Raw genomic sequence first — 6950 nt, 5'->3', positions numbered from 1 at the left:
GTCGTAACTAGAAACGAGATCAAGGGCCTGTCCAATGTGCATAAAAAAATCCGGAAACGGGTGAGCATTTCCGGATTCTTACACAACCACTGGATCGGTCAACCGATCCTTAACTGATCGGCATTACCTGTAAAGGTGGCGGTTTTTTTATACCCAACATTTGGGCTATTAATAGTTAAGGATAATCTGCTTGATTATCGTCGACCCCTCCCGTCGTCACCCTAATGGAAACCGGGGGTTAGTCTTTACCAATTTGTTAGCTAAAACCTGGGTCCCGGCTTTCGCCGGGATGACGACATGGTCAAACTACATGCTCAAACTACATGATGTATCGCCAATACGATAAAGATCAACGCGCGGCAATAATCTTAATTTCAACTTTATATTCAGGCTTCATCAAAACGGCCTGAACGGTGCAGCGTACCGGAGGATTACTGACCGAAACCCAGGCATCCCACGCCACATTCATTGCGGCAAAGTCTTTTTTGTCGGCCAGAAAAATGGTGGCATCTAAGATGCGATCCTTCCCCGATCCCAACTGATTTAACATCCTATCGATGTCTGCCAAAGCGTTAGCCGTCTGAGCCGTTGCATCGGCATCCAGATTGTCGGGTACGCTAGTGTAGTAAATCGTATGGTTAAAAATAACCGCATCAGACCAGCGCTTTTGAGGGTTAATACGTTCGATAGTCATGGGAACTCCGGTTTTGTCATATAGAGATAAATTATCACTTCTTACTTCGGCCATCAGGTTAACATAACCCAAGGGACTGATGCATTCCCGCAGAGGTTGTAGCGTGCCTGTCCGAAGCCTCTTACGCTCAAAAAACGTTTAGCTTTGGTTAGCTGTTTATTACGCCTTTCCCCGTCGTCATCCCGTTGAAAACGGGATCTAGTCCTTAAGCCAAGTATCTGTTTGTTAGCTAAAACCCGGGTCCCGGCGTTCGCCGGGATGACGACGGAGGGCCTAGGGTGCGAAGGTGTTGCTCTGAGGTTTGGGAGTCTCAAGTCAATTTGGCCCGAATGTTTAAACAAGGTGGTGATGAACCGGGAGGAAAGGCATAATAGAGACATTCCTCGCGTATCCACTGTGAATCAGCGGACTATTTTAAGACAACGGACACTCTACTTGGCGGATGATTTCGCACCGAAAGGTGCATTAGCACAGGCAATTAAAGGTTTTAAGCCGCGCGAACCGCAACGCTTAATGGCCAAAGCCATTACCAGCGCGATCAAAAAAAAGCAGGAGTTAGTTGTCGAAGCCGGTACGGGTACCGGTAAAACCTATGCTTATTTGGTTCCTGCTTTGCGTTCTAAACGTAAGGTGATTATTTCTACTGGCTCAAAAGCGCTACAGGATCAGCTTTTTGCCCGCGACTTACCCACGGTTGCTACCGCTCTGGAATTCACCGGTAAAATGGCGTTACTGAAAGGGCGCTCAAACTATTTGTGCCTTGAACGCATGGAACAGCAATCCATGACCGGCGGTGAGTTGACCAACTCAACGCTCAACGATCTGATTAACCTGCGCCGCTGGTCCTCAATCACTCTCGATGGTGATACCAGCACCTGCAATCAGGTCGCCGAAGACAGCTTTATCTGGCCTTTAGTCACCAGCACCAATGACAACTGCTTAGGCAGCGATTGCCCTTATTACAAAGAGTGCTTTGTGGTGAAAGCGCGACGCAAAGCGATGGATGCCGACATTGTGGTGGTTAACCATCATCTGTTTTTAGCCGACATTGTGGTTAAAGAGACCGGTTTTGCTGAGCTCATTCCCGACGCTGATGTGATGATTTTCGACGAAGCCCATCAGCTTCCTGATATTGCCAGCCAGTATTTTGGCCAACAGGTCACCAGCCGACAGCTACTCGATTTAGCCAAAGATATCGCTATCGCCTATCGTACCGAAGTGCGCGATATGGCCCAACTGCAAAAGAGCGCCGACCGCCTGTCGCAAAGCACTCAGGATTTCAGGCTGGCGCTGGGCGAGCCTGGCTTTAGAGGCAACTTACGTCAGGTACTTGAACAGGCTAACGTTCAACGGGCTTTATTACTGGTCGATGATGCGTTAACGCTGTGCTACGACGTGATAAAAATGGCGTTGGGTCGCTCTGCGCTGTTAGACGCCGCGTTTGAACGCGCCACCCAGTATCGGGCACGGCTCACCCGGCTGAAAGATGTGACAATACCGGGCTATAGCTACTGGTTTGAGTGCTCAGCCCGCCATTTTGTACTGGCGTTAACGCCGCTGTCAGTGTCGGATAAATTTCGCGACCTGATCAAAGAGAAGGCCGGAACCTGGATCTTCACCTCAGCCACGCTGTCGGTCAACGAACAGCTCACTCATTTCACTCAACGCTTGGGCCTAGAACAGGCTGAAACCTTACTGCTGGCCAGCCCGTTTGACTATGCTAAACAGGCGTTACTCTGCGTACCGCGCTTTTTACCTTCGCCTAACCAGTACGGTGGCGCTAAACAGTTAGCCGCCATGCTACAACCGTTGATTGAAGCAAACGATGGGCGCTGTTTCTTCCTGTGCACCTCTCACCAAATGATGCGCGAATTGACCGAAGCGTTTCGTGAAACCATGACGCTGCCGGTGCTGATGCAGGGCGAAACCAGTAAGGCAAAGCTGCTGACCGAGTTTGTTGAGTCCGGCAATGCGCTATTGGTTGCGACCAGCAGCTTTTGGGAAGGGGTTGACGTGCGCGGCGATGCGTTGTCTTGCGTCATTATTGATAAATTACCGTTTACCTCACCGGACGACCCGTTGCTCAAAGCGCGTATGGAAGACTGTCGGCTTCGCGGTGGCGATCCGTTCAATGACGTTCAGCTCCCGGATGCGGTAATTACCTTAAAACAGGGCGTTGGTCGTTTAATTCGCGACACTGACGACCGCGGCGTTCTGGTTATTTGCGATAATAGGTTAGTGATGCGCCCTTACGGTGCGGTGTTCCTCAATAGCTTACCGCCAACGCCGAGAACCCGGGATCTTCAGCAAGCCATTGAATTTCTAAAACAGCGGCCAAATACTAGCGGTGGCGCTAATGGCTAAGGCTATCGGTCACAACATTTATCTCTGCGATCGCCAATATGGTATTATCGCCGGATTCTTCCCATTTTTAACATTCCCGCCAGAGGTTATCTATGTCAACGCGAATTCTTGCGCTTGATGCGGCGACTGAAGCCTGTTCCGTCGCCATCTGGAATGACGGACAAATACATGCTTTGTATGAACTGTGCCCTCGTGAACATACCCAACGTTTGCTGCCAATGGTTCAACAGGTTCTGACCGAATCAGGATTGAAACTGACCGATCTCAACGCGCTGGCCTTTGGCCGTGGGCCGGGGAGCTTTACCGGCGTGCGTATCGCGATTAGCGCGGCGCAAGGGCTGGCGCTAGGCGCAGAGCTACCCACTATTGGCATTTCAACGTTAAATACCATGGCCGAAGGCGCTTTTCGTACCACCGGTGCCTCACAGGTTCTGGCGGCAATTGATGCCAGAATGGGTGAAGTTTACTGGGGGCAATATCAGCGTAGCGAGCAGGGCGTTTGGCAGGTCATCGGCGATGAACAGGTGTTAACGCCGGAGCGGGTCAATTATCAGCTAAAATCAGTACAGGGCGAGTGGGCGTGCGTTGGTACCGGATGGCAAACCTATCCCGATATGGCGGCGGATACCTCGGTGATTCTCACCGACGGTCAAATGCTGCTACCTCAGGCGGTCGATATGCTACCGCTGGCCCTTGAGCGCTGGAAGCATAACGACGTGCAATTGGTTGAAGACACCCAACCGGTTTATCTGCGCAACGAAGTGACGTGGAAAAAGCTTCCCGGCCGAGAGTAAGCGCCTGTTTAGCGTAATCGCGTTATTTAGAGCGGTCGTACGCTATCAACACTATTTTCTTTTCCGGCTGAGAACCAATAGACGGGAAAGGCATCAAATCGGAAAGAAACAGGAGTCTATACGTGGAAAAGGTTTGGTTATCCCGCTATCCGAAAGATGTACCGGCTGAGATTGATCCCGAGCGGTATTCATCGTTAGTCGACATGTTAGAGCATGCCGTTAACCGCTTTGCCGATCGGCCAGCCTATATTAATCAAGGGAAGGTCATGACCTTTCGCCGGTTAGAAAAGCGCAGCAGGGCATTCGCTTCCTATTTGCAAAATACCTTAGGGCTGGAAAAAGGTGACAGGGTCGCGTTAATGATGCCAAACCTGCTGCAGTATCCGGTCGCTTTATTTGGCATTTTGCGCGCCGGAATGGTGGTGGTTAACGTCAACCCACTCTATACCCCAAGAGAGCTTGAGCATCAGCTTAATGACTGCGGCGCTAAAGCCATCGTTATTATCTCTAACTTCGCCCACACCCTTGAAAAAGTGGTGGCAGAAACGCAAATCAAACACGTTATTTTAACCGGTCTTGGCGACCAGCTTTCGGCGGCCAAACGCCCGCTGGTTAACTTTGTGGTTAAATACGTTAAAAAGCTAGTGCCTAAGTACCACTTACCCGGAGCCGAGTCCTTCCGGTCTGCGCTTCATCGGGGTAAATCACAGCAATACGTCAAGCCCGACATTCAACCGGGGGACTTAGCCCTGTTGCAATATACCGGCGGCACGACCGGCGTTGCTAAAGGCGCTATGCTGACCCATCGCAATATGCTGGCCAATATGGAACAGGCCAGAGCTGCGTATATTCCGCTGTTGGAAGAAGGGCGCGAGTTTGTGGTGACGGCGCTGCCGCTGTACCATATTTTTGCTTTAACGGTAAACTGCCTGCTGTTTCTGGAAGTCGGTGGCTGTAACCTGCTGATTACCAATCCTCGCGATATGAAAGGGGTAGTGAAAGAGCTTTCCCGCTACTCGTTTACCGCGTTAACCGGCGTTAATACGCTGTTTAATACCTTGATTAATGATGAAGGCTTCCGCGAACTCGACTTTGGTCATTTGCATATTACTGTGGGCGGCGGCATGTCGGTTCAGCGTAGCGTGGCCGAGCGTTGGCAGCAACTGACCGGCACGCATATTCTGGAAGGTTACGGCTTAACCGAATGCTCTCCGCTGGTTGCCGGTAACCCTTATGACTTGCAGCACTACAGTGGCAGCATTGGTCTACCGGTGGCATCAACCGACGTTCGGCTGGTGAACGACCTTGGGGAAGATGTTCCTAACGGCGAGCCCGGTGAACTGTGGGTTAAAGGCCCGCAGGTGATGCAGGGTTACTGGAACCGGCCTGAAGCCACCGCTGAAATAATCAAAGATGGCTGGTTGGCCACCGGCGATATCGTTCAGATGGATGAACGGGGCTTTATGCGTATTGTCGATCGCAAAAAAGATATGATTCTGGTTTCCGGTTTTAACGTTTATCCCAATGAAATTGAAGAAGTGGTTTCCCATCATCCTAAAGTGCTGGAGGTCGCCGCCATCGGCGTACCGAGCGAATCGTCGGGTGAAACCGTGAAGATTTACGTGGTGAAAAAGGATCCTTCTTTAACTAAAGATGAGCTGTTAATGCACTGCCGTACTGAGCTAACCGGCTATAAGATCCCCCGCATCGTTGAATTTCGTGACGAACTGCCTAAATCTAACGTGGGTAAAATATTGCGTAAAGATTTACGTAATGAAGCGTTAAAGCAGCAGGCTGACGCGAAATCTGGCCAATAATTTTTATGCTTTTGGTAACGCCGGCAGTGAATTGCCAGCGTTACTCTTACAAAGACACTATAGAAGAGATACCGTTTTGGATTATCAACTAATTACTACGGACGAGGAATTACAGACTGTCTGTGATTGTGCCAGCCGTTTTGCCCGCGTTGCGTTAGATACTGAATTTGTTCGTACTCGGACTTACTACCCTCAACTGGGGCTTATCCAACTGTATGATGGGCAACAGGTGACGTTAATCGATCCGCTCAACATTACTCGTTGGGAACCGTTTAAAGATCTATTAACCAACCCTAACGTCGTGAAGCTGTTACATGCCTGTAGTGAAGATCTTGAGGTTTTCCACCACGAGTTTGGCGTTTTGCCCGAACCTTTGATTGATACCCAAGTTTTTGCCGCGTTTAATCAGCGTTCATTGTCTACCGGCTTTGCTACGCTGGTGTCTGAATATCTTCAGATTGATTTAGATAAAAGCGAATCCCGCACCGACTGGCTGGCCCGCCCGCTGACTGAACGCCAGTGTATTTATGCCGCCGCAGACGTTTTTTATCTGTTGCCGATGGCCGATACCATTATTCAGGAAACTGAAGCCCTTGGCTGGTCTGACGCAGCCAAGAATGAATGCATTATGATGAGCAAACGCCGCTGTGAAATTACCGCTCCGCAGGACGCTTACCGGGATATCAACAGCGCTTGGATGCTGAATGAACGCCAGCTTGCTAGCCTGCGCAATCTTGCCGCGTGGCGCCTGACCTACGCCCGCGAGCGCGATATGGCGGTAAACTTTGTGGTCAGAGAAGAGAACCTATGGCAGGTGGCTCGCCATCAGCCGTCTTCGCTGGCAGAGTTAGAGCCGCTGGGCCTTAGCGGGCCAGAGATTCGTTTTCACGGTAGAACCATGCTGCGATTAGTGGCTGAAAGCCTGACGGTAAGCGACAGTGACTTACCGGCAAAAATTGAGCGCATCGTTGACCACGCCGGTTATAAAAAGATCTTCAAAGACATCAAGTCGTTGATTCAGACGGTATCAGACAGCAGAGGCCTGAGCGTTGAGCTACTGGCATCCCGTCGTCAAATCAACCAACTGCTTAAATGCTATTGGCAAGATCGGGATGAACAGCCCGAGCTGCTTCACGGATGGCGAGGCGAGCTAATGGGCAAGGCGCTGAGTGAGTTTCTGGAACAAGAGGTTCATGCGGTGTCTGATGGTGTTTGAGGTGGGTTTTGGGCGTATGAAAAAGGTCAGCAAATGCTGACCTTTTTTGCTAAACCACGATGGGC

The 6950-nt window shown here is 50.6% G+C and carries 5 protein-coding genes; 4 read left to right on the top strand and 1 reads right to left on the bottom strand.

All coding sequences use genetic code 11. The annotated features are described in order from the left end of the window. Positions 1-349: 349 nt before the first annotated feature. On the bottom strand, positions 350-694 hold the full coding sequence (locus GVI43_RS14350; protein WP_159567542.1) for a RidA family protein: 345 nt from the start codon (positions 692-694) through the stop codon (positions 350-352). 435 nt (positions 695-1129) lie between these two features. Here GVI43_RS14350 and yoaA point away from each other — a divergent pair, with 435 nt between their 5' ends. From yoaA to rnd, 4 genes are all read left to right on the top strand, one after another. Further along, the gene (yoaA, locus tag GVI43_RS14345) at positions 1130-3058 is read left to right on the top strand and encodes a DNA repair helicase YoaA (protein ID WP_159567541.1); all 1929 of its coding nucleotides are present in this window, start codon (positions 1130-1132) and stop codon (positions 3056-3058) included. Positions 3059-3150: 92 nt separating this feature from the next. Further along, a complete protein-coding gene (gene tsaB, locus GVI43_RS14340; protein ID WP_159567540.1) occupies positions 3151-3852 on the top strand; it encodes a tRNA (adenosine(37)-N6)-threonylcarbamoyltransferase complex dimerization subunit type 1 TsaB in 702 nt (233 codons plus the stop codon). Between the two features lie 122 nt (positions 3853-3974). Next, complete coding sequence (gene fadD / locus GVI43_RS14335) at positions 3975-5669, top strand: long-chain-fatty-acid--CoA ligase FadD (protein WP_159567539.1); 1695 nt, start codon at positions 3975-3977, stop codon at positions 5667-5669. A gap of 76 nt (positions 5670-5745) precedes the next feature. After that, the gene (rnd, locus tag GVI43_RS14330) at positions 5746-6885 is read left to right on the top strand and encodes a ribonuclease D (RefSeq protein ID WP_159567538.1); all 1140 of its coding nucleotides are present in this window, start codon (positions 5746-5748) and stop codon (positions 6883-6885) included. The last annotated feature ends 65 nt before the right edge of the window (positions 6886-6950 follow it).

The sequence above is a fragment of the Budvicia diplopodorum genome (genome assembly GCF_009800925.1).
In the GTDB taxonomy this organism is placed as follows: domain Bacteria; phylum Pseudomonadota; class Gammaproteobacteria; order Enterobacterales; family Enterobacteriaceae; genus Budvicia; species Budvicia diplopodorum.
Note: the sequence above shows the minus strand (reverse complement) of the source record. Positions and strands in the feature narration are given on the sequence as shown.